Source organism: Methylomonas subterranea, from assembly GCF_024505185.1.
GTDB lineage: Bacteria > Pseudomonadota > Gammaproteobacteria > Methylococcales > Methylomonadaceae > Methylomonas > Methylomonas subterranea.
Map to the genome: position 1 here is coordinate 136,238 of NZ_JANIBJ010000003.1, position 24,340 is coordinate 160,577.

Below are 24,340 nucleotides of genomic sequence, written 5' to 3' on the forward strand. Positions count from 1 at the left end.
GTTAATGGCAAGGAAAAGCGGCGCTGTGGCGTCCGTCGTGGACGGCGTTATGCAGGGTGTTATTGGCATCCTGCAAGAAACCCAGACCTAAAACGATGGTTAGACCCAATACGATGGCAGTGAAGCCGGTCAGGAATTTTGAAGTTGATATGGCGGTGGATGCAGCGAGTGTTTTCATGGTTTAGGTTCCCGAGTCTGATAAATGGAATAACAGCACGGGATGACAAACCAAAAAAACCGATTTGACAGATCGCCCTCCGCAATGCTGTTGACTAAAGTTTTAGGCCTGTCTCCGGGCTGGTGACGAATCACTTACCGTTGCGGGGGCAGCGTCGGCATTTAACCGACTTCCAGTTTCACCCGCCAAAGCGGGAACCTTAAAACCTGAGTGAGATTTTAGGCTGGCAAGTTCAATATGGCAAACGATATGTGATGAGACCAAGCCGGGCGCCATTGACAACAACAAGGATTCGGCACGAACGGATTCCGCATATTCAAATCCCGCTAAAGCGTATATAACGCCGTAACGGCGAACCCGCCGCCCAGATAAAGGCCTCGGTGTAGTAGTGCATCAAGGCCAGATAACCTATCAAGCCCAGCGTGACGGCTTTGTATACCTGGGTGGCAAACAGGGTTTGCAGGATGGCGTTGACCAAATCGTCGCCGTAAACCTGCAATAAATAAGTCAATAAAAACGACAGCAGCGGCAACACCACGGCCACGGGCAGGCGGCAAAGCGCGGCCAGCCTGAACAACAGCGTCTGCGGCCGGTCGCCGTGCCGATTGACATCGTGGCTGACGTAAAAACTGTAGGCGGTAATGTCGTGCACCAAGCGCGGCATCAGAATGGCCAAAAAATAATACTGCTGGCTATAAACATACCAGCTGGCCACCACCAATAAGGTATTGGCCCATAAAAAGCCCACGCCGAAGCGGCTGGGTACGTATTTTTGGCAGACCAGCGTGGAAAGCAGCAAAGCCGCTGTCAAAACGCCGGCTATCCGCAGGACCAACTCGGCCTGCTCGGGTGTCAGGCTATTTTTTAAAAATATCCCCATGTAAATGAAAATGCCCGCGCCGACACTCAGCCACAATTGCAGATAAAACGCCCAATTCGGTAAGCGGCACACCGCCTTGGCCACGCCGTGTTGCTGCTTCAACACGTGATACACCGTCCAGGCGGCGCTGATGAGATACAACACCCGGTAGGGAATAAATAAACTGCCCAAACCGAAGAACACGGCGATAAACACCGTCATGCCCAACAGTTTGTGTTTAAACGTAGCGACGTAATCCGAGTGCCCGAACAAAAGTAAATTACTGGCGATGATATGCGGTGTGCCGAACAGCACCTGAAACAACAGAAAATGACTGGGGCTTGAGGGCAGCATGTCGCGCAAGGCGTGTTGAAAGCCGTAGCGATCCAACCAAAGAACCAACACGCACAAGGGTACGATGGCGTAAAGGCTTAACAAGAAACGAAACGAAACGGAAAGCTTTAGCTCGCCGATCCGGTACGGAGCGAGAACACCCTGGGCCGACATGATGCCACCTTTTTATAGTTATGATTATGCGGGCTTATTATCCTTAATCCGCCTTATGTTTCAACTGCTTGCTCGCGGCATCGTCTTCACGCATGGTTAAATGCGCGGCGGTCCGGTAGAATTCCGGCTCCCTTATTCGCCGCTGCCTCTTTCATGAGCAATTTTCAGTTACACCCGCGTCTGCAAGAAGATTGTCTTCCCGTGGGCCGTTTTGCCTTATGCCGGATTTTATGGATGAACGACAGCCAATACCCGTGGGCCATTTTGGTGCCGCAACGGCCGGACATCACGGAAATTTATCAACTGGCGCTCGACGACAGGCAGCAATTGCTAAACGAATCGTGCTGGCTGGCGGAAGCGCTGGTTGCGCTTTACCAACCGGACAAACTCAATATTGCCGCTATCGGCAACTTGGTGCCGCAACTGCATGTTCATCACGTGGCGCGCTACCACGGCGACATGGCCTGGCCCGGCCCGGTCTGGGGCAAGTTTGCCGCCACCCCTTACCCGGTACATGAAGCCGAAAGCCGGATTACCCGCTTGCGCGAAAGTCTGCAACGCTACTTAATTGACTAAAAATTCCGAGAAAAACAAGTCTTTAAAACCCTCCTTGACCTCTACTTTAGCCAAGGAGGCAGCCATCAACTCCTTGGCTTTTACCCGCAAGGCCTCGCGCTGTTCCATGCTCTGCAAATCGGCCGAGCTAAGGCCGCTCAACATCATGATCAATTCATGCCGCAACATGGGCAGATGTTTTTTGACCTTTTCCTGGGCGTCCGCGCCCTCCACCAACAATTGCACATTCACCAACAGGTATTTTTTCGGTTCGGCCAGGTTGACGGTGAATTTGGGCTTCATCTCCACATACTCGATTACCGGCCCCTCGGCGTCTTTATCGTCGCCCGCGTAACCCGCAAGCGGTAGCAACAAAAGACCGGCCAATAAAATAACGTTCCGCATGGTATTTCCTCATATAATGTTCAAGCTGACTGCCTAGCAGTATATTCCATTTTTATCGATTACCACCATGAGAGCTCTCCCACCAGGCCCGGTCATGATAGACCTGGAAGGCCACGACCTGTCCGCCTTGGATAAGGAAAAAATCAATCACCCCAATACCGGCGCGGTGATTTTGTTCGCCAGAAACCATGACAATCCAGAGCAGACTCAAGCCTTGGTCAAGGCTATCCGCGCTGCCCGCCAGGGCGATATTTTAGTAGCCGTCGATCAGGAAGGCGGCCGTGTACAACGCTTTAAAGCCGGCTTTACCCGCCTGCCGCCGGCAGTTTGTTATGCCGGAAACCCGGTATTGACTGAAGCGGCCGGCTGGTTGATGGCCGCCGAAGTGTTGTCGGTAGACGTCGATTTCAGTTTTGCCCCGGTACTGGATGTCGATTGCGGGATCAGCCAAATTATCGGCGACCGCTCGTTTTCCAGCGACCCCGAGCAGGCAGCCCAATTGGCCGCCGCTTTTGTAAGCGGCATGCGCTCGGCCGGCATGGCCGCCACCGGCAAACACTTTCCCGGCCACGGCGCGGTGGCGGCGGATTCGCACTTGGCCCTGCCGGTAGACAGTCGCCCCTTGGCGGAGATTCGGGCCCGCGACCTGTTGCCGTTTCAGGTGCTGATTGAACAGGGCCTGGAAGGCATCATGCCGGCGCATGTGGTGTACAAGCAAGTCGATGAACTGCCGGCCGGTTTTTCCAGAATTTGGCTGCAACAAATTCTGCGGCAAGAACTGGGTTTTGACGGCGCCATTTTCAGCGACGACTTGAGCATGGAGGGCGCCGCCGGGGTCGGCGATTTCCTGGATAGGGCCCGACTGGCCCAAGAAGCCGGTTGCGATATGCTGTTGGTTTGTAATAACCCGGCCGCCGCCGAGCAGGTGCTGGATAAACTGCCGATCACGCAAAACAGCGAGCGGGAGCGCCGATTGCTGGCCATGCGGGGCCGACCGCGCCATGACCGGCGGAGCCTGCTAAATTCGGAAAAATGGCAACAAACCGCCGCGCAAATCCAACAAATTACCGAGGCTTATGCTTAAGGAAATCAATTTAGTCAAACAAAACGCGGTTTTGCTGCACGACGAAGCCAGTGTCGAAGCGGCAATAGACCGCATGGCCGTCGAGATCGGCCAACGACTGGCGGACAAGAATCCGCTGGTGCTATGCGTCATCAACGGCGGCATCATCGTCACCGGCAAATTGCTGCCCCGACTGGATTTTCCGCTGACATTGGACAGCCTACACGCCAGCCGTTACCGCAATAGAACCAGTGGCGACGACATACACTGGCTGTTCCAACCCACCACGCCGCTGCGCGACCGCAGCGTGCTGATCGTGGACGACATCCTGGACGAGGGCCATACCTTGAAAGCCATCGTGGACTGGTGCGCCGAGCAAGGCGCCGCTGAAATTTACAGCGCGGTGCTATTGGAAAAGGATCTGGCTTGCGACAAACCCATACACGCCGATTTCGTCGGGTTACGGGTCGCCAATCATTATCTGTTCGGCTACGGCATGGATTACAAGGGTTATCTCAGAAACGCGGCGGGTATTTATGCCTGCAAGGATATTTTATGACACTGGCAATTATCGGCGGCACCGGCCTGACCCAAATCAGCGGGCTGAGAATTACCGGCCAACAAAGTCTGGAAACCCCTTTCGGCGCCCCTTCGGCCGACTATGTGTTCGGCGAGATCAACGGCAAACAGCTGATATTTCTAGCCCGGCATGGCAATCCGCATCGGATTCCGCCGCATAAAATCAACTACCGTGCCAACATATGGGGCCTGAGAGAACTGGGAGCGACCGATATCATTGCCGTCGCCGCGGTTGGCGGCATAGGTCCGTTGATGGCTCCCGGCCATATCGCCATCCCCGATCAAATCATCGATTACAGTTACGGCCGCGAACATACGTTCTTTGCCGACGATTTGCAGCATGTCACCCATATCGACTTTAGCGAACCCTACTCCGCTACTCTGCGCAAACGCATCCTGCAGGCCGCGCACAACAGCGGTATCGCAATTACGGAAGTCGCCACTTATGGCTGCACCCAAGGTCCGCGACTGGAAACCATTATGGAGATCAAGCGCATGGCTCAGGACGGCTGCGATCTGGTCGGCATGACGGGCATGCCCGAAGCGGCACTGGCGCGGGAATTGGACTTGAATTATGCCAATATTTCGGTGGTCGCCAACTGGGCGGCGGGCATCGTGGCGGGCGAAATCACCATGGCGGAAATCGAAAAAAATCTGCAAGTAGGCATGGCTAAAGCCGTCGACCTGCTCAAAGCCATCAGCCTGTTACCGGAATTGACGCTGGTATAAACCGAAGTGGCGCAAAGCCAGTAACTCTGCTTATCTCGAATCGGCCCGCAATGATTCCGACGCTGGAATCGAATGAAGAGAAAGACGCTCAACACGGGAAAATAAATTTCCCCGTGTTGGCATAAGAAAGCTTATTTGGTATTGCCGCCGTTGTGCAATACGTCGTTACGATAGGCAGAATTGCTGGAATCCGCTGCTATGTTTTTGGCCGCCGTGGCATACTTTTCGTGTTCGGCATTTTTAACCATCAATACGGCGCCCGCTACCACTACTACTGCCAGCGCGATGTAGAGCCAGAAATTATCTTTTTCTTGAACTTCACTCATTTTCTGCCTTCCTGTTGTTAGTTGTTAAAATGGCGTTGATGAATCAACGGTAGTTAAGATATCAAAGCAACTTCCAATTTTTTTGATATACATCAACTTATTCAGGGTTTTTAAACCATGCTTCGTCGCCAATTTCTACGCGTCGCTTATCGAGCCGCCGCCGCCATTTCCAGCCACCTGTTAACCGCAAAAACCGCGTTAGCCGCCTGGCCCGCATCCCTGTTCGCCGCCGGCGATTTCACCAGCCAATTTCAACGGGTCCATGGCGAGCAAGCGATCAGAGATAGCGATGCCATCCGAATCTCTCTGCCCGAAATAGCGGAAAACGGCGCCGTGGTGCCGATCACCGTCAGCAGCGACTTATCCGATATTCAGCGGCTTTATCTGTGGGTGGAAAAAAATCCCACGCCGCTGGCGGCGGAAATCGAGCTGGATGCATCGTTGGCGGTTTATTTGACCGCGCGCATCAAAATGGCTGAAAGTAGTCATGTGACAGTCATTGCCCGGCAGGGCGAAAATTGGCTGCGCAATCGGCGTTGGGTCAAGGTCATGCAGGGCGGTTGCGGGACGGGCTGATGGAAGCGAGCATAAAAATCCGCGGCCGGCGGCTGGCGAACTGCACGGAAATTAAACTGTTGATCAGCCATCCCATGGAAAACGGCCGCAACCGCGACCCGGTCAGCGGCAACCTGATTCCGGCACACTTCATCCGCGAATTGGTGGTTCAGTTAAATGACAAAACCATTCTGACGGCCAATCTGGGCGGCAGCATGTCCATGAATCCGTTTTTCAGTCTGCGCCTGAAAAACCACCCGGTCGGCGGTCGGCTAACAGTGCGTTGGCTGGATAATCTCGATAACAGCGATAGCGCCGAGCTGCTGCTGGAATGAAAGCTAGTTATTGCCGGGTAAGTTCGGCACCCCGGTTACGGGCACTCACAACCTGAAAGTGCAAATGTTCCGAGGTAAAACGGCTTTGCAAATCGGCCGACAGGCTGTCGGCCAAGCCAGGACTTTCAACCGCGCAAAACCCCGTGGGTCCCCAGGATGTTTGTCCTATGGCTACCGCGCCCTGTTGTTGCAGCCAACTCATGGCCGCGGCCACTTCCGGACTGGTAAAGATGCCGCCTTGCACCGGGGCGAAATGCCGTCCAACGGCGGTCTGTAACTCGGTAATCACCTCGCCGAACAGGGTCAGATTACCCTCCGCCAGCGCCGGCAGCGCCCGCATCAGCAAGAGATAACAAAGCCGCTCGGCATCGGCACGGGGAAAAGGCGGCAGTTGGCCGAACGCGCTGACCTCCTGCTCGCCGTGCAAACCCTGCCCGCGGCGATCGAAAACCAGGATAAAGCGCCAGTTTTCCGGTACCGGCATTTGCGACAGTAGCGGCGGCGTCGCGGTATCCGGGCCGCGCCCGCCATCGACCACCAATCCCCCCTGTTCGAACACGCCGATACCGATACCGGAACGGGCGCCGCGCGCGCTGAGCCTGGCAATCTCCCGCACGCTCAGGCCCAAATCGTAAAAAGCGTTCAGGCCGGCGCCAATCGCCAGCGACATTTGGGTACCGGAACCCAAACCGATGTGTTCGGGAATGGCGGATGACAAATCGATTTGCATATTTTCCGGCAAATTTAAAAGCCGGCAAAGTTGCCGAGCGGCCTTAAATGCCCGCTCCGCGCAAGGCCCCTTTACACTCAGCCCATCGGCGGGCGACAAGGTCAGACGGGTATCGATATCGTTAAGCGCCACCCCAATGCTGCCGAAATGCCGACCGAGCGCACCGCTTAAATCGATAAACCCCATATGTAAGCGGGCCGGCGCCAGAACGGTGACTTTTTCGCAGTGCGGTTTCACGACCTCAATTCCGTATCAAAAAACAGCCGGCATTATAGCGGATCAACCATTGCCGCCGAGATAAAATCCGCCACCGCACACAAATCCGGCAATACGCGATGCGCCATGCCCGACGCATCTGGATCGGCGGGCAATACCGAAGGCACGAACAGGCAAGTACAACCCGCGCTGACGGCCGCCGCGACGCCTATCGGAGAGTCCTCAAGCACCAGACAGCATTGCGGGGAAATACCGATGGTTTCGGCGGCCTTGAGGAATATATCCGCGGCGGGCTTGGGGTTTTCGACATCCTCCCTGCAAATCAACTTGGCAAACACCCCCGCCAAACCGGCCCATGCCAGACATTGTTCCGCATCCCCTCGCCTACTGTTGGTGGCAAGGCAATACGGCATTTGTAAAGTTTCTATACATTGCAGGGTTTGGTAAAAGCCTTTTTTGACCGGTATGCCCGTCTGACCGACCCGCTCCCGCCAAATTTGATTGCTCAGCTCATGAAATTGCTCGAGTTCAAAATCCCGGCCGAAGCGCTCCGCCAAACGCTGGTTGATCCGCCGACCATGCGAGCCGGAAAGCGACTGGCAAAATGCCTGACTCAAGCGATAACCCATTTGCGCGGCCGCCTGTTGCCAAGCGGCGAAATAACCGCTCTCGCTATCCAGTACCAAGCCATCCAGGTCGAAAATAACCGCTTGAAAAGCAGGCTTTGTCATCAGCGCAAAACCCGAATGAACTCCCCTATCGCCTCCCGGGTGGAACCCACCACCACGCGGCGGCGGCCTTGTTCATCCACCTCCAACTGCCCCGAAACTTCAATCCGCTCTCCCGCCTTGGCTTGACCGACGTAGGTTGCGGTAAAGCACACCACGCTGGCAATTTCAAGATGATCGATAACGAATTCGGCCGGGTAATCGAAACCGAGGCTGTCATCGATAACTCCGGCCTGGATACGGACAAAACCGGCTTTTTGAAATTGGCGGCCGTCGTCGACAACGGCGGGCAGCTTCAAGGATAAATCGAATTTACGCTGGTTGAAGATGGCTTTGTTGTACTTACGCTGCTCATGCCAGATGTATTCGTCCAAGGCAAAATCGCAGGCGCGGCGTTGATAGGCGCCAAGCCAATCGTCATCGTTCAAGGCTTGAATTTGATCCTTGGCAATCAGAGCCTGAATGATATTCCTGGCCCGATGGAAGGTGGCTCTGTCGTAACAAACCAGATCCATGTCGGAAGCGTGGTTTTGCATGCCGACCAAGATGGAGCCGGTCACCCCGAATTGCCCGAGATCCAAATGATTTGCCTTCAGCAAACCGCATAAACGGCGTAAATCGTTGATGACCGGATCCGCGACCTCCAATTGCAGCAACTCTTGCAAAACCTTGCCCGGTTGAAAATGTTGGCTGACGGACGCCGTATCCACCGCATGCAGTTGCGTGTCCAGCATGCTCGAGTAATACAAGTATTCCGGGAAATATTCACGCAAAAATGCATTGGCCACCTCGGTGCCGACTTTTTGCCATTGGCCGTTTCGGTACATATAACGCAAAAAACACAAGACTTTGCCGGACTCCAGTCCATCGGCCACCACGGCAAACAACAATCCTTGGTCGGTTAATACAAAATCCTTGGCCTGATAATTCATACCGCCACCTCCACCCGATTACGCCCTAGTTGTTTGGCTTTATACAGCGCTTCGTCCGCGGCCTTGGTAATATCCGAGCCTTGCGGATATTGTCCGTTATAGGTAGCAACACCCAGACTCATACTGACCCAGTCGGCTATCGGGGAACCGGCATGGGGAATGTGCCGGTCGAAAACCGCTTGCCTGATCATTTCGGCAACTGCCCGCGCGCCTTGTAAATTGGTTTCCGGCAAAATCACCGTGAACTCCTCTCCGCCATAGCGGCAGGCCAAATCGATCGGGCGTTTTACCTGCGCGGCAATGCAGGAGGCAACTTGGCTCAGACAAGCGTCACCGGCCGGATGGCCGTATCTGTCGTTATAAATTTTAAAGTAATCGACATCGCAAATAATCACCGATAAGGGCGATTTAGCCCGCTTGGCCCAGGCAAACTGTCTGCTCAGGATGTTATCGAATTGCCGCCGGTTGGCTAGTCCGGTCAATTGATCGAACAGAGACAGTTTTTCCAATTCCAGGTTGGCTTGCTGGAGCTTTTGCTGGGCGGCGTACAACTTTTGCCGCATCAGATAAATACGCTCCATCGCAATCACGGTCAATTGAATCCGCAGCGGGTTGAGCGGTTTCAGCAGATAAGCATCTCCCCCCGCCAGAATGCCGTTGGCAAAAGCATCGTCGTCGCTGTGCGAGGTGAGGAAAATTATCGGAAACCAGTCGTCCTTCTTGATTTCCCTGATCGCCTTGGTGGCTTCGACACCGTTGATATGCGGCATTTCGACATCCATCAAAATCAGATCCACGTCGTTGTCGGCCACGAACTGCAGACAATCCGCCCCGTTTTCCGCGTAAGCCACTTCGTGGCCCAACGATTTAAGGCACTCGGCCACCAACATCCTGATGGATTTGCTGTCATCCACGACCAAAATTTTCATACCGGACAATTTTCCATTTCATCTATTCCAGCCCCCTGTTTTTCATGCCCGGGGAAGGTCGCAAGCGAACAACCGCGGAAAAGGGACAACTTTATACAGCCACGAAAACAATTTGATAAAAGCAGATCAATCCCCTATTCTCAAGTCCGATAAATAAAAGAAAGCATAGCAAACTATTCGACTCATGCCTGACCACCAAAGGAGCTATTCATGAAAATTGGCGTACCCAAAGAAATCCACGAAGGTGAAAAACGCGTAGCCACCACCCCCGAAGCCGCCGACAAAATCATCAAACTCGGCTTTGAGATGTGCATCGAAAGCGGCGCCGGATCATTGGCCAATATCAGCGACGAGGCCTATCGTGAAGCAGGGGTTACCATACTGCCGGATGCGAAAGCCGTCTGGAAGGAAGCCGATATCATTATGAAGGTTAGAGCGCCCGAGCGCCATCCGGAATTGGCCATCGACGAAGTGGAATTCATGCGGCCGGGCCAGCACCTGATCAGCTTTATCTGGCCGGCCCAAAACGAGCAGTTGATGCAGCAACTGGCCGCCAAAAACGCCACCGTACTGGCGATGGACAGCGTGCCGCGCATGTCGCGGGCGCAAAAAATGGACGCCCTAAGCTCCATGGCCAATATTGCCGGCTACCGGGCCGTAGTGGAGGCCGCCCAACATTTCGGCCGCTTCTTCACCGGCCAGATCACCGCCGCGGGCAAGGTGCCGCCGGCCAAGGTACTGGTGATAGGCGCGGGGGTGGCGGGTCTGGCGGCCATCGGCACAGCCAAAAGCCTGGGCGCCATCGTCCGCGCCTTCGATACCCGTCCGGAGGTGAAAGAACAAATCGAGAGCATGGACGCCGAATTCCTGATGCTGGATTTTCAGGAAGACGGCTCCGGCAGCGGCGGCTACGCCAAAACCATGTCCAAGGAATTCATCGAAGCCGAAATGGCCTTGTTCGCCCGCCAAGCCATGGAAGTGGACATCATCATCACCACCGCGTTGATTCCCGGCAAGCCGGCACCGGAACTGATTACCGCCGGCATGGTGAAATCGATGAAACCCGGCAGCGTTATCGTCGACTTGGCGGCGGAACAAGGCGGCAACTGCGCCTTGACCGAAAAAGATCGTATCGTGGTCAAGCACGATGTCACCATCATCGGCTACACCAACCTACCCAGCCGGCTGGCCAATCAATCCAGTCAGTTATACGCCACCAACCTGCGGCATTTGCTGAGCGACCTCTGCCCCGGCAAGGACGGCGTCCTCAACGTCAACATGGAAGATGAAGTGATACGCGGCGCCACCGTGATCAAGGAAGGCATGATTACCTGGCCGCCGCCGCCGCCCAAATTGACCGGCTCCCACAAACCGTTGACCGAGGCCCCGGCGGTGGAAGTCAAGGCGGAGAAACCCAAATCCCTGCTGTCGCAGCTGTTGCCGATATTGCTGGCCGGCGCGGCGATGTTCGGCATCGGCGCCGTGGCGCCGCATTCGTTTCTGGAGCATTTCACCGTATTCGTGCTGGCCTGCTTTATCGGCTATCAGGTGATCTGGAACGTTTCGGCTTCGCTGCATACCCCGTTGATGAGCGTCACCAACGCCATCAGCGGCATTATCGTCATCGGCGCGCTGCTGCAGGTATCGACACCCGACAATCTGGTGATTACCGTCCTGTCCGGAGTAGCCATCCTGATTGCCGCCATCAACATTGCCGGCGGCTTTCTGGTGACTCGCCGCATGCTCGAAATGTTCAGAAAATAAGGGGAAACACTCATGTCACAAGGTTTAGTCACCATGTCGTATATTGCGGCATCGATTCTGTTCATTTTGAGCCTCAGCGGCCTTAGCAATCAGGAAACGGCTCGCCGAGGCAACTATTACGGCATGCTGGGCATGGCGATTGCCATTGTCGCCACCGTGTTGGGCGCTCACGTTACGGCTTATGCCATACTGGCCGGCGCCTTGTTGATCGGCGGTTCGATCGGAGCCCTAGCCGCCTCCCGGGTGGAAATGACCCAAATGCCGGAATTGGTGGCGCTGATGCACAGCTTGGTCGGCATGGCGGCGGTATTGGTCGGTTACGCCAGCTTCATGGATCACGGTATCGTGCTGACCGGCGTCGAAGAAACCATCCACGAACTGGAAATCTACATCGGCATTTTTATCGGCGCCGTGACCTTTTCCGGCTCGGTGATCGCCTTCGGCAAGCTGTGCGGCAAAATCACCGGCAAACCGGTCTTGCTGCCCGCCCGCCATTGGTTGAACCTGCTGCTGCTGATTGCCACCGTAATTCTGGGGCAACAATTTTTAGTCAGCAACGAAACCGGCACGCCAATATTCGGCAATCACCTGTTCGACAATTCCATCTTCAACGGTCCGGTTTTGGCCTTGCTGCTGATGACGCTTATTGCCTTGGTCTTCGGCGTACACATGGTCATGGCCATCGGCGGCGCCGACATGCCCGTGGTGGTATCCATGCTGAACAGCTATTCCGGCTGGGCCGCCGCGGCAACCGGCTTCATGCTCAGTAACGACTTGCTGATCGTCACCGGCGCGCTGGTCGGAAGCAGCGGCGCGATCTTGAGTTACATCATGTGCCGCGCCATGAACCGGCATTTCCTCAGCGTGATTGCCGGCGGTTTCGGCAGCGTGGGCGGCGGCGCGGCGGCGGAAGTGGAAGGCGAAATCCAGCCCATCGAAGCCGAGGAAACCGCGCAATTGCTGCGCGAATCCAAAAACATCGTCATCATTCCCGGTTACGGCATGGCGGTGGCGCAAGCCCAGCACACCGTGAACGAAATCACCAAGTTATTGATCAGCCAGGGTAAAAAAGTCCGTTTTGCCATTCATCCCGTTGCCGGCCGCATGCCCGGCCATATGAATGTGTTACTGGCGGAAGCCAAGGTGCCTTACGACATCGTGCTGGAAATGGATGAAATCAACGCGGATTTTCCCGAAGTCGATGTGTCCATCGTCATCGGCGCCAACGACATCGTCAACCCTTCGGCACTGGACGACCCAAACAGTCCGATCGCCGGCATGCCGGTGTTGGAATGCTGGAAAAGCGGCACTACGATAGTCATGAAACGCAGCATGGCCTCCGGCTATGCCGGCGTGGGCAACCCATTGTTCGTGCACGAAAACACCCGCATGCTGTTTGGGGATGCCAACGACAGGTTGCAGGCCTTGCTGAAAGCGCTGCAAGAGTAGTCCGAGGCAAAAAAAGGGCGATATCCCCCGGCTATCGCCCTTTTTGAGCATGATTGCCGGGCGTTGAAATGCAAACAGCCCTGACCAATAAAAACACGGGAGCGATCATCATGGCGAGAAAGATAAATTCGGCCGGCATGGCACTGGTCCGGAATTTCGAAGGCTTGAAATTGGAAGCCTATCTGTGTCCGGCCGGGGTATGGACCATAGGTTACGGCCATACCAAGGGCGTCAAGAAAGGCGACAAAATTACCGAAGCCGAGGCCGACAAACTGCTGGAACAAGACTTGGGCCAATGCGGCGAACAAGTGGAAAAACATGTCCGGGTACCGTTGCACGACAACCAATTCGCGGCCCTGGCCAGCTTCGTGTTCAATGCCGGCGTCGGCAGCCTGATTTCCAGCACTTTGTTACGCCGCCTCAACAGCGGGGATTACGACTGCGTGCCCAGTGAGTTGGCTAAATGGGTAAAAGCCCTAAACCCCAAAACCGGTAAAAAGGTGGCTTTGCCGGGCTTGGTCAAGCGCAGGGCAGCGGAAGGTCAACTGTGGCTGGAAACCGATAACAACGACGAGTTTCTCAACAGCGACGCCATGCCGCAGATCGTCATGGCGGACGATGCGCGCACGGTATACAGCGTTGTGGCGCGCGACGGCCTGCGCGTGCGCGGCGGCGCGGGCACTGAATTCGACATTATCAGGGTACTACCCAAGGACAGCCGGGTTTATGTGCTGCGGGAGAAAGACGCTTGGGCCGCCATCGATACGGAAGGCGACGGGGCGATTGACGGCTGGGTAGCCATGGATTTTTTAAAGGTGCTGCAACCCTGATACCTGCCAGCGCTTAGCTTGGGATTCCCTCTCTATATCCCTCACCCTACCCTCCCGCGAGGAGAGGGAACTGTGTGCGGAAGTTATTGCGGGCGGAATCCTTAGCTTTTGGTTTTACGCCCAAGGAATCCGAATACGACCATGGCGGCGACCACTATGCCCGCATACACCATATCCTGCCTGCCGGCTCCCAACAAGTAGGCGCCGCCGGCCCCAACACCCATTCCCAGTCCGCTGAACGCCATGCTTCTCATGACCTTGCATAATGAACAATCTTCACTGTAACGTTTCATGGTTTTTCCGGATCAGGACTCAGGTAAAGAAAGACCGCCGCGCGCTTCTTGCGTTCAGAATTCAGGCTTGGCCTTGTTTTCCCGCAACTGTTGCCATTGCGCACGCACCACATGTTTGATCAATAACTCCTGGTCCTCCTCCCGCACATGGGTAAAGTCGACACTGACGGTATATTGTTCCGGCTCGCCCGCCTGGGTATCGCTGGCCCGGCAACTAACCACTCGCCCATATACCAAAATCAAGGCCAGGGAAGTCGGCAAGTAAATCTCGATGGCCAGATTTTGTCCGATGCCCAGCGGCTCGGCTTGATCGAAGGCGAATCCGGAAGCGCTTAGATTGACCACCCGGCAGTCATCGGCGTTGACATTGCTGCCGATAAACATGGTGGCCTGAGCCACGGCGGTCACTTTGGCATCCAGAATACGAAATAACTCCAGAAGCTCGGGACTTTGTTTTTCCAGTCGCGCCATAACACGCTGGGCTTCTTGCGACAATACGTCCAAGGTGGCGGACAGGGAAAACTCGCTGCTGATCAATCCGGTGGATTGCAAGCCCAGACTGGCTGTTGCTTCGTCGATTTGCCGATACGACAAACTGACCTTATCGTTTATTCTGAAAAATCGTCGTCTTTCGGCTGTTGCATTAAGCATAATGGTAATTCCTTGGCATTACGGTTTGATATCTGGAGTTGCGTCCATTTGCAGGGTTTCAACGGCCTGATTTCGGTCATTCAAAAATGCCTCGTCCCGCGCTAGCACGATTTCCACCCGCCGGTTCACGGCGCGGTTTTGCGGCGAATCGTTGGGCAGCAAGGGATGCGTATCGGCATGGCCTTCGATTAAAAACCGGTGCGGGTCGATGTGCTGTTTTTCCAGGATGTATTGCGCCACGGTGACGGCCCGCGAGGAAGACAACTCCCAATTCGACCGGTACATGACGGTTTTGATAGGGATATCGTCGGTATGTCCGGCCACGATGACCTTACCCTTCGATTCCATGACGGATTCGGTGATCTTATCCATCACCGGTTCAAACCCAGGTTTCAATACCGCGCTGGCGGACGAAAACGAACCTTTTTCATTGATGCGGATCACGATACGAAAGCCGTTGGTTTCCACCGTTACCAAGCCTTGCTCGATTTCGGCGTTCAATTTTTGCTTGATTTTTTCAGCCTCGTCGGCGATTTCCTTCAGGGTTGCCTCTATGACTTTTTGTTTCGCGATATCCATATCCTCCGGCGTGTCGATTTGCTCCTTTTCCTCCTCGGTGGATTGACGGATTTCTTCCAGCGGCGTCTGCTGTATCTGGCCGGGACTGAAATGCTGCTCGATCACGCTGGTACCCATCGGAATTTGCTCCACCTGGATCTCCCGCTGCACGCCGAAGGCTTCCTTGAGGGAGTCGGCGACCTTTTTGAATTTGACCACGTCCATGCTGGCCATCGAAAGCAGCAATATGAAAAAACACATCAACAGGGACATCAGGTCGGCAAAAGTCGCCAACCAGGCCGGCGCGCCGACCGGAGGACATTTCGGACAATCGGACATACTCACTCCTCCAGACGTTTTTTCTCGGACACGTAAGTATTCAGCAAGGTTTTAAGAACCTTGGGGTTGGTGCCTTCCTGCAGATTGGCTATGAAGTTCATCACCAACTCCTTGTTGGCTTTTTCGTAATTCTGCACGCTGGCCAGTTTATCGATCATGGGCAGGGCAAACACGTTGGCTATCATCGCGCCGTACAGGGTAGTCAACAAAGCCACCGCCATGGCCGGCCCGATGGCGGACGGGTCGGACATATTCGCCAACATCTGCACCAAGCCCACCAGGGTGCCTATCATGCCCATCGCCGGCGCCAGATCGGCCACCCCTTTCCACATACTCTGCCCGACCTCGTTGCGGCTGACCATCAAATCGATATCCTGCTGCAGCAAATTCTTGACGAATTCGGGATTGTAACCGTCCACGCACAACTGTATGCCTTTCTTCATGAAAGGATCGGACACCTCCGCCGATTCCAGCGCCAGCAAACCGTTTTTACGCGCCATATCGGCCAGGGCGACCGCTTCTTCGATCAATACATTGGGGTCGATTTTTTTATTCATGAACGCCCGGCCGGCCACGCCGAAGGAGCGCAGAAAATCGCTGATCGGCAAACGCATCAAGGACACACCGAAGGTACCGCCAAAAACGATCAATATCGACGGCACATCGATAAACAACATGATGCTGCCGCCGGTTACGATCGCGGCGCTGATAATCGCTACAGCAAGAATAAACCCCAGTAATGTTGCAATATCCACTTATTATCCTCTCTCTTGGAATACCGTTATTCAAAACCCTGTCAGCATAGCCGAAATAGCAACTTTCCGCAGCCCGGCATGTTTGGTTTTCGTCACTGTTCCGCAAGTCGCCACTCGGCCGCCATGCTGATCGAACAAGACCGGATCGCCCGACGAATCGATGATGTCTAAGGCCTGTCAGCGCGAGGAGGTTTCGTTTACCCAACGCTGCACCACCAAGCTACCAACCATGTCGCCCTCCACATTCACCATGGTGCGGAAGGTATCCAACAGCCGATCGACGGGCAACAGAATGGCGATGGCTTCGGCGGGCAAGCCGACCGATTGCAACACCATCACCATGGTCACCATGCCGGCACTGGGAATCCCCGGCGCGCCCATGGCGGCCAACATGGTGGTGAACACCACTATCAATTGCTGAGCCATATCCAGCTCTATGCCCGCCAAATTGGCTATGAACAATGCCGCCGCCGCTTCGTACAGGGCCGTGCCATCCATATTGACCGTGGCGCCCAGCGGAATCACAAAACCGGCAATGCCGCCCTTGACATGCAAATGCTGCTCGGTGCATCGCAGTGTTACCGGCAAGGTGGCGGAACTGGAACTGGTGGCGAAAGCGGTAATCATGGCCTCGCGGGCGCCGAGGAAAAATTTGATCGGCGAGACTTTGGCGATCAAAATCAGCAGCAAGGGCAAGACCACAAAACCGTGGAACAATTCCGTGCCCAGCACTACCGCCACGAAATGCGCCAGGCTGCCGAGTACCGCCATATCCTGCGTGGCCAGAAGCTTTGTCAGCAAGGCGAATATGCCGAAAGGCGCCAACCGCATGATCCAGCCCACCATGCGCAACATCAGCTCCAAAGCTTCCCGCAGCAGTTGCAGAATATTACGGTAACGTTCGCCGCCCATCACCAGCGCAATCCCCAACAGCAAGGCGAACATGACGATTGCCAATACGTTGCCTTGCGCCAGGGCCGCAAAGGGATTGACGAACAGACCGTGGAGAAAATTGGCGAAAAACTCAGCGAAACTCATATGCTGGGCGGCGATTTCATGCCGGGCGCCCGGGAACAAATCCAGATGCAAATCCTTGCCGGGCTCGAACCAGTTAGCGGCCGCCAGGGCCGATAAAATCGCCAACAGCATTGACAGCACAAAAAAACCCAGGGTGGATATCCAGACCCGATGCAACTGGCTGTGCTGGCGCAAATTGGCCACCCCTACCGCAATGGAAGTAAACACCAGCGGCACCAGTACCATTTTCAGCAAATCGATGAACAGGTTGCCGACCAAGCCGCAAAGATAAATACCTTGCCCAACGCCTTGCGCATCGGGGCCGACCCGCGCGAACAGCAAGCCCAGGGCAATTCCCGCTAGGGCACCGAGCAGAATTTGAGTGTTCAAGGCAATATGCACATTTCCCCCTTGGATACAACGATCATGTCAACGGCTCTCATGGTAGCGCGCCGATGCCCGCGCGGCGTCAATTATTCGGTAAAATCCGCTCATGACGAACAATACATCCGACACCGAAACCTGTTTATGCGGCACCGGTCAGGCTTATGCCGCCTGCTGCGGACCCTTTCACAAGCGCGAACGCCGACCGGCCACGGCGCTGGAATTGATGCGTTCGCGCTTTAGCGCATACGCCCTCCGCAATGCCGCTTATTTGCTGGACAGCTGGGATATCGGCAGCAGACCGGCGGACCTGGACTTTTCCAGGGAGACCGCCGATTGGCGAAGTTTGCAAATAGTGGCTTGTAAAAAAGGCGCGGCCCATGACGGCAAGGGGATTGTGGAATTCAAGGCGTTTTACCGGCAGGATGGCGAGGATTGCTGCTTGCACGAAATCAGCCGGTTCGTAAAAACCGGACAGGACTGGTTTTATCTGGATGGCGTAATCAAGGCGGCCGGCAAAGTCCAAACCGCCAACAGTGGCGGAAACGCGCCATGCGCTTGCGGCAGCGGTAAAAAGTTCAAACGCTGCTGCGGCCGCTGAAACTCATCACAGTTGCCGCAAGGCCAGCAAAACTTCCTCGACATGGGTTTTGACCTTGACCTTGCGCCATTCCCTTACCAGCACGCCATTTTCGTCGATTAAAAAGCTGCTGCGCTCTATGCCGCGCACTTGTTTGCCGTACATGTTCTTCATTTTGATCACATCGAACAACTGACATAGCTGTTCGTCCTGATCGGACAACAAATCAAACGGAAACGCCTGTTTGCATTTGAAACCTTCGTGCATCTTCACGCTATCGCGGGAAACCCCGAGAATTTCCGTGTTCAAGGCCTCAAATTGTTGGATATGGTCCCTGAATGCCTGCCCTTCCTGAGTGCAGCCGGGCGTATTGTCTTTCGGATAAAAATACAACAGCAGCTTTTTGCCGGCAAAATCCGCCAACGACAGCAATTTATCCCCGGTGGCGGGAAGTTGAAAATTGGGTACGGCTTGGCCAGGAGATACGGTAGTCATACAGTTAACGTTTGATGGGTTCAAGAATGGCGTCGATATTCAGGCTGTCGCAAAAATCCAGAAATTCCTCGCGTAACGACAAGATTCTCACATCGGGCGGCACCAGCAACGTGAAACGGGTGGAAAACACCGGGTTGCTGAACAACATGGCCGGATGCAGACTGGCGCTGATTTCATCGATGAATATACCGCGCGCCACCAAAAACGAAGTAATTTCGTACAGCAAGTCCTTTTTATCCATGGAGATGGTCTCCAGGGTATAGGGAACGCCTTCGGGCGGGGCGGCAAGTTCCGTCGCGTTCTCCTGCGGACGCAGCAGCATGATCTGCACTTGAAAACGCTGACGCAAACCTTCCAGCAAACCTTCCAATTTGGCGATGTGATTCCAGTTACCGTCAATCAGGCCGTAAATCGAGGTGATTTCAATCAGATTGGCGGTGCGCAATTCCGTAATCGTGCATTGACAGGCACTGACCGCCGAAAGGATTTCAGTGATCAAGCCATCGGTTTTGGTCCCTAACACGGTGATTGCTAACTGCATATTGATGTGCCCCTTGAGGTGATGCGAAAGTTTAGCATCATTATCATGAAACCAATATGCATTAAGCAATAAGTGAATGCGCGCGAATATCGCCGCAAACGCTTGCCCAAGCGCGGGCTCGCCAAAATCGTCGAGCCGCGCGGGGAAACCCGTCGCAAGGGTAAAAACCGAACAGCCCCGCGGTTTTCCGGGGATCCCGCCCAAAATTACTTCCGCGTTTTGTTCCCTATCCCTCCTGAAGGGTGCTTTCATGGGCCGGGGCGATGCACCGGCTTCATGATCGTTAGGGTCAGGGGACCAACCGGGAAGTTGTTAGGAATGGAATCCTAAGCTAAAAATTCCGCAGCGGTAGGAAACAGCGACCAGACAGGGGACGCCTCGGCCGGCAAGGGCGCCAATCGGCCCAATTCAACCCATGGATTTTCCGGGGTGTGGAAATCCGAACCGACCGACGCGAACAGTTTATGCTGTTGAACCATCTTCAGACTCAGCCGAATGTCATCGTCCGAGGCTCGCCCCGTCACCACTTCCACGCCCTGACCACCGAATTGTTTAAAGGCGGACAACGCCTTGTTCATCCATTTGAAACTCAGGTTATACCGCAGGGGATGGGCCAACACCGCGATACCGCCCGCCGCGCGTATCCAATCCACCACCTCGTCGAGTCCTGCCCATTGGGTGGGAACGAAGGCCGGCTTACCCTTGCTCAGGTAGCGGTCGAAGGCATCCTGCTGGCTGGCGACATAGCCTTGCGCAACCAGAAAATCGGCAAAATGCGAGCGGGTGATTTCACCCCTGCCCGCCGCTTGCGTCACGGCTTCATAAGCCCCGGCCATACCTTTTTTATGCAGTTTTTCGGCTATTTTCAACGCGCGTTGCTCGCGCAGGTTTTGTTGCCGGACCAGTCCCTCGACCAGTATGGGCTGCGCCGCATCGATATTCAGGCCGATGATGTGCAGGCATTGATGGGCATGGATAGCGGATAATTCGATGCCGGGTATGAAACGCATCCCGCAATCCGAGGCTGCTCGCGCGGCTTCTTGTAGACCCGCCGTGGTATCGTGATCGGTCAAGGCCAACGCCGTCACGCCTTGCAGATGGGCGCGCCTGACCACCTCGGCGGGTGCCAACGCGCCGTCGGACGCCGTGGAGTGGCAATGTAAATCGTATTTGTCCGGCATTATTGATATTCACCGTATAGTTTTGCATACAGGCCGTTTTGCTGAATCAGGGCTTCGTGCCGACCCTGCTCGCAGATTTGCCCTTCCTCGAACACGTAGACGTGCTCGGCCTGTTTGACCGCGCTGAGGCGATGGGCAATGATCAGAGTGGTTCTGCCATTCAAAAATTCACTCAGGGCCTGATGCAATTTGTACTCTGTTTCGCTATCCAGCGCCGAAGTGGCTTCATCCAAAATCACCACCGAAGGCTTGCTGACTATCATGCGCGCAATCGCCATGCGCTGCCGCTGGCCGCCCGACAGACGCATGCCCTGCCGCCCGACCACGGTATCCAGCCCGTGCGCCAGCTCGGCCACGGTGGCCTTCAGTTGCGCCAGTTCCAGCGCGTACCAGAGTTCGCTGTCGTCTATGTCGCGTCCCAGGGTCAAATTGGCCCGGATGGTATCGTTCAACAGCGCCGGATGCTGCAACACGGTTGCCACATGCTCGCGCACCACATCCAGGCCGATGCGGTTTATCGGCACGCCGTCGAAATAAATCATGCCCTGGCTGGGCGGATAAAGTCCGATCAAGGTCTGCGCCAGAGTGGATTTGCCGCCGCCGCTGGCGCCCACCAGGGCAATTTTTTCGCCGGCCCGGATGTGCAGATTGATGCCGTTCAATACCGGCTCGTCCTTGTAACTGAAATGCAAGTCCTTCACGGTAACGGATACGGTCTTGGCCGCCAAAAAGGGGTTTTCCAGATGCGGATAGTCCGGTTCCCGTTGCAACAAGGTCAGCTGGTTGACGCGGGCTAGCGCGGCCTTGGCGGCGTAAAAAGCCTGTTGTATGCCCAGTATCTCCTGCACCGGCGCCATCATGAACCACAGGTAACCGAACACGGCCAGCATTTCGCCTATGCTGAGATCCGAATACAGCACCATCAGCATGGCGGTGGCGCGAAAAATATCGAAGCCGAACAAAAAAGTCAGAAAACTCAGGCGGATTGCCGCATCGCTTTTCCAGGCGAAGACGGTGGAATGGTTTTTCACAGCCAGCGCGCTGGCGATCAATTGCCGGCAATAGTGTTCCTCGCGGTTACTGGCGCGAATCTGGTTGATGGCTTCCAGGGTTTCGCTCAAGGCCTGCTGAAACACGCTGTAGGCCTTGTTTTCGTTAGCTTTTAAATCCTTGATTTTCGACCCTATGGATTTGGCGAAATAAATCACCACCGGATTCAAAAAAATGATGAACAAGCCCAGCTGCCAATGCATCCACAGCAGGATCAAGGCCGTGCCGAGCACGGTCAAGCAGGCCACCAGCAATTTGCCGATGGTGGTGCCGATGAAATTATCCAGCGTGTCCAGATCGGTCACCATGTGCGCCGTCACGGTACCGCTGCCCAGGCTTTCGTATTCCGACATCGAGATATGCTGCAATTGATGCACCAGGCTCTGGCGGATCCGAAAGATCACGTCCTTGGCGATATTGGAAAACTGGCGGGTCTGGATGATATTCAGAACCAAGGCAAACAGGCGCAGCAACAAACTGAGCAGCAATACACCTGCAATATAGACGACGGGCTGCCGCCATTCGGCGGCCAGGAACGGATCGACCGTGCGCAACACCAAGCCAGGATGATGCAGCAACACCTCATCCACCAACAATGGCATCAGCAAGGGCACCGGCACGCTGGCAACGGTGGCCAGCACGGCAATGAGATGTCCCGCCAGCAGATGTTTTTTATGCTCCAGGGCTATGCGAAAAATGTAATGCCAGGAATAACGGAGGTCGCCGGGAGAGAATGGTTTTTTCAATGTTAGGCTGAATGGATTAAGCTGAGGTGATTATAATGGTTTATGTTCGTTGGCAGAAACCATTCCGGTTTGCGTTTATTGAGGAATTGCATGAAATTCGTGGCCCGCCTGTTTATGACGGCCTGTCTGGCCGCTTTCGGCATGTCGGCCGCGGCGAACGGCGAGCGCGGCCTGACCGCCCTGCGAAGCGCTTTCCTGCAGGCCGAACAATACATCAAGCAAGACAGGGAAGACGATTATTTTGCCCTGGCGAATACATTGAAGGCTTACCCGCTCTATCCCTATCTGCAATACCAATGGCTGACCAATCATCTGGACGACGAAAAATCCGTGCGGGCGTTTTTGCTGGATCACGCCGACACCCGCTATGCGTCCTTGCTGCACCGCAAGTGGATGGCCCATCTGGGCCGACAGCGGCAATGGCCCACCTTTATCGAGTACTTCAATCACAGCAAGGATACGGAATTACGCTGTTATTATGCCCAGGCCCAATATGCCGGCGGAGAAACGCAAGCCGCGTTGGAAAGCGCCAAGCAATTCTGGCTGAGCGGTAAAAGCCTGCCCCCGGCCTGCCAGACACTCTTCGAACTCCCGCAAACCTCGACATGGTTGACCCCCGATCTGATCCGGCAGCGCTTCCGCGCCGCCCTGAAACTGAACAACGCCGCTTTGGCCAAACAACTGCTGACGCTGTTCGACCAACGGGAGCGGGCCCTGGCCGACGCATGGCTAAAGTTGCATGAGCAACCGCAATTGCTTACCCAGCCAGAGATCTGGCGGCAAGACGATGCGCAAGCCGGCCCGCTGTTTGCGCACGCCATGGGCCGCTGGTTGGAAAGCGACCCGCTGGCCGCGTTATCGGCCTGGGATGCGCATGCCAAATCGTTGAATCTCCCCGCCGAAATCGTGGCCGATACTGAAAAGCGCCTGGGCATGGCTCTAGCCTTCCGCCGCGACAAACGCGCTTACGCCAAGTTGACCAGGTTTGCCGGCGATGACGAGTCCGCCCGGGAGTGGCGGGTAAGGGCCGCGCTGAACCAACAACAGTGGCACGAGGCGCGGGCGGCGATTGCTGATTTGCCGGAAACTGCCAGACAGGACGACAAATGGCAATATTGGCTAGCCAGGGCCCTGGACGCCACCGGCCAAGCGCAAGAAGCCGCCGCCATCTTTCAGACCCTTGCCACGCACCGGGGATTTTACGGCTTTCTGGCCGCCGAGCGTTTGGGACGGGACATACAGCTGAACCATCAACCGGTCGGCGTCTCGGCACGGGAAGTCGACGCCTTACAAAAATCCGCTCCGTTTCGGGTCGTCGATGAACTGTTGGCGATGGATCGCAAAACCGAAGCCGCCGGGCAATGGTGGCATGCCGTCGCCGACCTGGATAATCGTCAATTACAGGCAGCGGCCAAGCTGGCGCAAGATCGGCAATGGCCGTCCATGGCCATATTCACGCTGGCCAAGGCCCGGCAATGGGACGATTTGGAACTGCGCTTCCCCCTCTGGTTCAACAAGCAAATTCAAGACAACGCCGAACGCAACCGGCTCGATCCGGCGCTGGTTTTCGCCTTGATCAGGCAGGAAAGCGCATTCGACGAATTTGCCGGCTCCCCCGCCGGCGCCATCGGCTTGATGCAAGTGATGCCCAAAACCGCCCGGCAAATTGCCGGCGAGTTGGGGCAAGACTGGCGCAACGACTTCAATTTACTCAACCCCGACATCAATATTCGTTACGGCAGTTATTATTTCAACAAAGTACTGAGCCAATTCGACGGCCATTTCGTATTGGCGACGGCGGCCTATAACGCCGGCGCCAACCGCGTCAAACAATGGCTGCCCAAGGATCAAGCCTTGCCGGCCGACATCTGGATAGAAACCATACCCTACAAGGAGACTCGCGGCTATGTCTCGTCGGTACTAATGTACACTTTGATCTACCAGCGGCGCCTGAACCGGGACGGCTTAAAAATAGCGGATTTAATGCGGACAATCTCGCCCGGCTAAAAATTGAGCTGATTTTTTAACCCGACTATTGGATAATGGGAGGAGTTTTCAGCTTATTTACCAGGTAAAGATTT

At 55.3% G+C, this 24,340-nt stretch carries 28 protein-coding genes and 1 riboswitch; of the genes, 11 read left to right on the plus strand and 17 right to left on the minus strand.

From position 1 onward, the window contains the following. Position 1 precedes the first annotated feature (1 nt). Both NP590_RS02655 and NP590_RS02660 read right to left on the minus strand, forming a co-directional pair. Positions 2-178: a CbtB domain-containing protein gene (locus NP590_RS02655; protein WP_256600643.1), complete on the minus strand. Its 177-nt coding sequence runs from the start codon at positions 176-178 to the stop codon at positions 2-4. Positions 179-266: 88 nt separating this feature from the next. Beyond that, a riboswitch (cobalamin riboswitch) is annotated at positions 267-395 on the minus strand. Positions 396-494: 99 nt separating this feature from the next. Further along, on the minus strand, positions 495-1,544 hold the full coding sequence (locus tag NP590_RS02660) for a hypothetical protein (protein WP_256600644.1): 1,050 nt from the start codon (positions 1,542-1,544) through the stop codon (positions 495-497). A gap of 153 nt (positions 1,545-1,697) precedes the next feature. Between NP590_RS02660 and NP590_RS02665 the strand changes: the two genes are divergently transcribed. Continuing rightward, entirely contained in the window at positions 1,698-2,120 is a 423-nt protein-coding gene (locus tag NP590_RS02665; RefSeq protein WP_256600645.1) for an HIT domain-containing protein, read from the plus strand. Here the strand turns inward: NP590_RS02665 and NP590_RS02670 are convergent. Further along, the gene (locus NP590_RS02670; protein ID WP_256600646.1) at positions 2,109-2,504 is read right to left on the minus strand and encodes a flagellar basal body-associated FliL family protein; all 396 of its coding nucleotides are present in this window, start codon (positions 2,502-2,504) and stop codon (positions 2,109-2,111) included. The genes NP590_RS02665 and NP590_RS02670 overlap by 12 nt on opposite strands. Before the next feature lie 94 nt (positions 2,505-2,598). Between NP590_RS02670 and nagZ the strand changes: the two genes are divergently transcribed. From nagZ to NP590_RS02685, 3 genes are read left to right on the plus strand one after another with little or no spacing between them, the layout of a single operon-like run. After that, a complete protein-coding gene (gene nagZ / locus NP590_RS02675; protein ID WP_256600703.1) occupies positions 2,599-3,588 on the plus strand; it encodes a beta-N-acetylhexosaminidase in 990 nt (329 codons plus the stop codon). Continuing rightward, positions 3,581-4,126, plus strand: a complete 546-nt coding sequence (locus NP590_RS02680) for a hypoxanthine-guanine phosphoribosyltransferase (RefSeq protein ID WP_256600647.1) — start codon at positions 3,581-3,583, stop codon at positions 4,124-4,126. Before nagZ ends, NP590_RS02680 begins: the two co-directional genes overlap by 8 nt. Further along, complete coding sequence (locus NP590_RS02685; RefSeq protein ID WP_256600648.1) at positions 4,123-4,875, plus strand: S-methyl-5'-thioinosine phosphorylase; 753 nt, start codon at positions 4,123-4,125, stop codon at positions 4,873-4,875. Before NP590_RS02680 ends, NP590_RS02685 begins: the two co-directional genes overlap by 4 nt. Before the next feature lie 131 nt (positions 4,876-5,006). Here the strand turns inward: NP590_RS02685 and NP590_RS02690 are convergent, their stop codons facing one another. Next, positions 5,007-5,201, minus strand: coding sequence for a hypothetical protein (locus NP590_RS02690; RefSeq protein ID WP_256600649.1), 195 nt, complete (start codon positions 5,199-5,201; stop codon positions 5,007-5,009). 117 nt (positions 5,202-5,318) lie between these two features. Here NP590_RS02690 and soxY point away from each other — a divergent pair, with 117 nt between their 5' ends. Beyond that, positions 5,319-5,777, plus strand: coding sequence for a thiosulfate oxidation carrier protein SoxY (gene soxY, locus NP590_RS02695; protein ID WP_256600650.1), 459 nt, complete (start codon positions 5,319-5,321; stop codon positions 5,775-5,777). Then, positions 5,777-6,091 (plus strand): thiosulfate oxidation carrier complex protein SoxZ, encoded by a 315-nt coding sequence (gene soxZ, locus NP590_RS02700; protein WP_256600651.1) that lies wholly within the window; start codon positions 5,777-5,779, stop codon positions 6,089-6,091. The genes soxY and soxZ overlap by 1 nt, the downstream gene beginning before the upstream one ends. Positions 6,092-6,098: 7 nt before the next feature. Here soxZ and NP590_RS02705 read toward each other — a convergent pair whose 3' ends face one another. The 4 genes from NP590_RS02705 to NP590_RS02720 are packed head-to-tail and all read right to left on the minus strand — an operon-like array spanning position 6,099 to position 9,626. Continuing rightward, complete coding sequence (locus NP590_RS02705; protein ID WP_256600652.1) at positions 6,099-7,058, minus strand: beta-ribofuranosylaminobenzene 5'-phosphate synthase family protein; 960 nt, start codon at positions 7,056-7,058, stop codon at positions 6,099-6,101. 32 nt (positions 7,059-7,090) lie between these two features. Beyond that, positions 7,091-7,768, minus strand: a complete 678-nt coding sequence (locus NP590_RS02710) for an HAD family hydrolase (protein WP_256600654.1) — start codon at positions 7,766-7,768, stop codon at positions 7,091-7,093. Beyond that, on the minus strand, positions 7,768-8,697 hold the full coding sequence (locus tag NP590_RS02715; RefSeq protein WP_256600655.1) for a hypothetical protein: 930 nt from the start codon (positions 8,695-8,697) through the stop codon (positions 7,768-7,770). Before NP590_RS02715 ends, NP590_RS02710 begins: the two co-directional genes overlap by 1 nt. Further along, entirely contained in the window at positions 8,694-9,626 is a 933-nt protein-coding gene (locus tag NP590_RS02720; RefSeq protein WP_256600656.1) for a GGDEF domain-containing response regulator, read from the minus strand. Before NP590_RS02720 ends, NP590_RS02715 begins: the two co-directional genes overlap by 4 nt. A gap of 210 nt (positions 9,627-9,836) precedes the next feature. On the opposite strand from NP590_RS02720, the gene NP590_RS02725 reads away from it, so the two are divergent. The 3 genes from NP590_RS02725 (at position 9,837) to NP590_RS02735 (ending at position 13,669) form a co-directional block, all read left to right on the plus strand. Further along, positions 9,837-11,390, plus strand: coding sequence for a Re/Si-specific NAD(P)(+) transhydrogenase subunit alpha (locus NP590_RS02725; protein WP_256600658.1), 1,554 nt, complete (start codon positions 9,837-9,839; stop codon positions 11,388-11,390). A gap of 12 nt (positions 11,391-11,402) precedes the next feature. Next, positions 11,403-12,839 (plus strand): Re/Si-specific NAD(P)(+) transhydrogenase subunit beta, encoded by a 1,437-nt coding sequence (gene pntB, locus NP590_RS02730; RefSeq protein WP_256600659.1) that lies wholly within the window; start codon positions 11,403-11,405, stop codon positions 12,837-12,839. Positions 12,840-12,949: 110 nt separating this feature from the next. Continuing rightward, positions 12,950-13,669 carry a glycoside hydrolase family protein gene (locus tag NP590_RS02735; RefSeq protein WP_256600660.1) on the plus strand — a complete coding sequence of 240 codons (720 nt, stop codon included), beginning with the start codon at positions 12,950-12,952 and terminating at the stop codon, positions 13,667-13,669. Positions 13,670-13,770: 101 nt separating this feature from the next. On the opposite strand, the gene NP590_RS02740 is transcribed toward NP590_RS02735, so the two are convergent. The 5 genes from NP590_RS02740 to NP590_RS02760 all read right to left on the minus strand — a co-directional run bounded on the left by NP590_RS02740 (position 13,771) and on the right by NP590_RS02760 (position 17,672). Further along, positions 13,771-13,962: a hypothetical protein gene (locus tag NP590_RS02740; protein WP_256600661.1), complete on the minus strand. Its 192-nt coding sequence runs from the start codon at positions 13,960-13,962 to the stop codon at positions 13,771-13,773. A 54-nt stretch (positions 13,963-14,016) separates the two neighbouring features. Beyond that, positions 14,017-14,613, minus strand: a complete 597-nt coding sequence (locus NP590_RS02745) for a PilZ domain-containing protein (protein WP_256600662.1) — start codon at positions 14,611-14,613, stop codon at positions 14,017-14,019. Positions 14,614-14,631: 18 nt separating this feature from the next. Then, positions 14,632-15,510, minus strand: a complete 879-nt coding sequence (locus NP590_RS02750; RefSeq protein ID WP_256600664.1) for a MotB family protein — start codon at positions 15,508-15,510, stop codon at positions 14,632-14,634. Between the two features lie 2 nt (positions 15,511-15,512). Continuing rightward, positions 15,513-16,265, minus strand: a complete 753-nt coding sequence (locus NP590_RS02755; protein WP_256600667.1) for a MotA/TolQ/ExbB proton channel family protein — start codon at positions 16,263-16,265, stop codon at positions 15,513-15,515. 177 nt (positions 16,266-16,442) lie between these two features. Beyond that, complete coding sequence (locus NP590_RS02760) at positions 16,443-17,672, minus strand: dicarboxylate/amino acid:cation symporter (protein WP_256600668.1); 1,230 nt, start codon at positions 17,670-17,672, stop codon at positions 16,443-16,445. A 103-nt stretch (positions 17,673-17,775) separates the two neighbouring features. On the opposite strand from NP590_RS02760, the gene NP590_RS02765 reads away from it, so the two are divergent. Further along, positions 17,776-18,267: a YchJ family protein gene (locus NP590_RS02765; protein WP_256600669.1), complete on the plus strand. Its 492-nt coding sequence runs from the start codon at positions 17,776-17,778 to the stop codon at positions 18,265-18,267. A 6-nt stretch (positions 18,268-18,273) separates the two neighbouring features. On the opposite strand, the gene NP590_RS02770 is transcribed toward NP590_RS02765, so the two are convergent. From NP590_RS02770 to NP590_RS02785, 4 genes are all read right to left on the minus strand, one after another. Further along, positions 18,274-18,741 (minus strand): peroxiredoxin, encoded by a 468-nt coding sequence (locus NP590_RS02770; RefSeq protein ID WP_256600670.1) that lies wholly within the window; start codon positions 18,739-18,741, stop codon positions 18,274-18,276. 4 nt (positions 18,742-18,745) lie between these two features. Beyond that, the gene (locus NP590_RS02775; protein ID WP_256600671.1) at positions 18,746-19,282 is read right to left on the minus strand and encodes a glycine cleavage system transcriptional repressor; all 537 of its coding nucleotides are present in this window, start codon (positions 19,280-19,282) and stop codon (positions 18,746-18,748) included. Between the two features lie 326 nt (positions 19,283-19,608). Further along, a complete protein-coding gene (locus tag NP590_RS02780) occupies positions 19,609-20,463 on the minus strand; it encodes a PHP domain-containing protein (protein WP_256600672.1) in 855 nt (284 codons plus the stop codon). After that, positions 20,463-22,259, minus strand: coding sequence for an ABC transporter ATP-binding protein (locus NP590_RS02785; protein ID WP_256600673.1), 1,797 nt, complete (start codon positions 22,257-22,259; stop codon positions 20,463-20,465). The genes NP590_RS02780 and NP590_RS02785 overlap by 1 nt, the downstream gene beginning before the upstream one ends. A 90-nt stretch (positions 22,260-22,349) precedes the next feature. On the opposite strand from NP590_RS02785, the gene NP590_RS02790 reads away from it, so the two are divergent. Continuing rightward, positions 22,350-24,266, plus strand: coding sequence for a transglycosylase SLT domain-containing protein (locus NP590_RS02790; protein WP_256600676.1), 1,917 nt, complete (start codon positions 22,350-22,352; stop codon positions 24,264-24,266). Positions 24,267-24,340 lie beyond the last annotated feature (74 nt).

Excerpts from the sequence above, each read along its gene's own strand:
- NP590_RS02655 (WP_256600643.1), bottom strand. The coding sequence starts at position 178 with ATGAAAACACTCGCTGCATCCACCGCCATATCAACTTCAAAATTCCTG.
- NP590_RS02660 (WP_256600644.1), bottom strand. The coding sequence starts at position 1,544 with ATGTCGGCCCAGGGTGTTCTCGCTCCGTACCGGATCGGCGAGCTAAAG.
- NP590_RS02665 (WP_256600645.1), top strand. The coding sequence starts at position 1,698 with ATGAGCAATTTTCAGTTACACCCGCGTCTGCAAGAAGATTGTCTTCCC.
- NP590_RS02670 (WP_256600646.1), bottom strand. The coding sequence starts at position 2,504 with ATGCGGAACGTTATTTTATTGGCCGGTCTTTTGTTGCTACCGCTTGCG.
- nagZ (WP_256600703.1), top strand. The coding sequence starts at position 2,599 with ATGATAGACCTGGAAGGCCACGACCTGTCCGCCTTGGATAAGGAAAAA.
- NP590_RS02680 (WP_256600647.1), top strand. The coding sequence starts at position 3,581 with ATGCTTAAGGAAATCAATTTAGTCAAACAAAACGCGGTTTTGCTGCAC.
- NP590_RS02685 (WP_256600648.1), top strand. The coding sequence starts at position 4,123 with ATGACACTGGCAATTATCGGCGGCACCGGCCTGACCCAAATCAGCGGG.
- NP590_RS02690 (WP_256600649.1), bottom strand. The coding sequence starts at position 5,201 with ATGAGTGAAGTTCAAGAAAAAGATAATTTCTGGCTCTACATCGCGCTG.
- soxY (WP_256600650.1), top strand. The coding sequence starts at position 5,319 with ATGCTTCGTCGCCAATTTCTACGCGTCGCTTATCGAGCCGCCGCCGCC.
- soxZ (WP_256600651.1), top strand. The coding sequence starts at position 5,777 with ATGGAAGCGAGCATAAAAATCCGCGGCCGGCGGCTGGCGAACTGCACG.
- NP590_RS02710 (WP_256600654.1), bottom strand. The coding sequence starts at position 7,768 with ATGACAAAGCCTGCTTTTCAAGCGGTTATTTTCGACCTGGATGGCTTG.
- NP590_RS02715 (WP_256600655.1), bottom strand. The coding sequence starts at position 8,697 with ATGAATTATCAGGCCAAGGATTTTGTATTAACCGACCAAGGATTGTTG.
- NP590_RS02720 (WP_256600656.1), bottom strand. The coding sequence starts at position 9,626 with ATGAAAATTTTGGTCGTGGATGACAGCAAATCCATCAGGATGTTGGTG.
- NP590_RS02725 (WP_256600658.1), top strand. The coding sequence starts at position 9,837 with ATGAAAATTGGCGTACCCAAAGAAATCCACGAAGGTGAAAAACGCGTA.
- pntB (WP_256600659.1), top strand. The coding sequence starts at position 11,403 with ATGTCACAAGGTTTAGTCACCATGTCGTATATTGCGGCATCGATTCTG.
- NP590_RS02735 (WP_256600660.1), top strand. The coding sequence starts at position 12,950 with ATGGCGAGAAAGATAAATTCGGCCGGCATGGCACTGGTCCGGAATTTC.
- NP590_RS02740 (WP_256600661.1), bottom strand. The coding sequence starts at position 13,962 with ATGAAACGTTACAGTGAAGATTGTTCATTATGCAAGGTCATGAGAAGC.
- NP590_RS02745 (WP_256600662.1), bottom strand. The coding sequence starts at position 14,613 with ATGCTTAATGCAACAGCCGAAAGACGACGATTTTTCAGAATAAACGAT.
- NP590_RS02750 (WP_256600664.1), bottom strand. The coding sequence starts at position 15,510 with ATGTCCGATTGTCCGAAATGTCCTCCGGTCGGCGCGCCGGCCTGGTTG.
- NP590_RS02765 (WP_256600669.1), top strand. The coding sequence starts at position 17,776 with ATGACGAACAATACATCCGACACCGAAACCTGTTTATGCGGCACCGGT.
- NP590_RS02770 (WP_256600670.1), bottom strand. The coding sequence starts at position 18,741 with ATGACTACCGTATCTCCTGGCCAAGCCGTACCCAATTTTCAACTTCCC.
- NP590_RS02775 (WP_256600671.1), bottom strand. The coding sequence starts at position 19,282 with ATGCAGTTAGCAATCACCGTGTTAGGGACCAAAACCGATGGCTTGATC.
- NP590_RS02780 (WP_256600672.1), bottom strand. The coding sequence starts at position 20,463 with ATGCCGGACAAATACGATTTACATTGCCACTCCACGGCGTCCGACGGC.
- NP590_RS02790 (WP_256600676.1), top strand. The coding sequence starts at position 22,350 with ATGAAATTCGTGGCCCGCCTGTTTATGACGGCCTGTCTGGCCGCTTTC.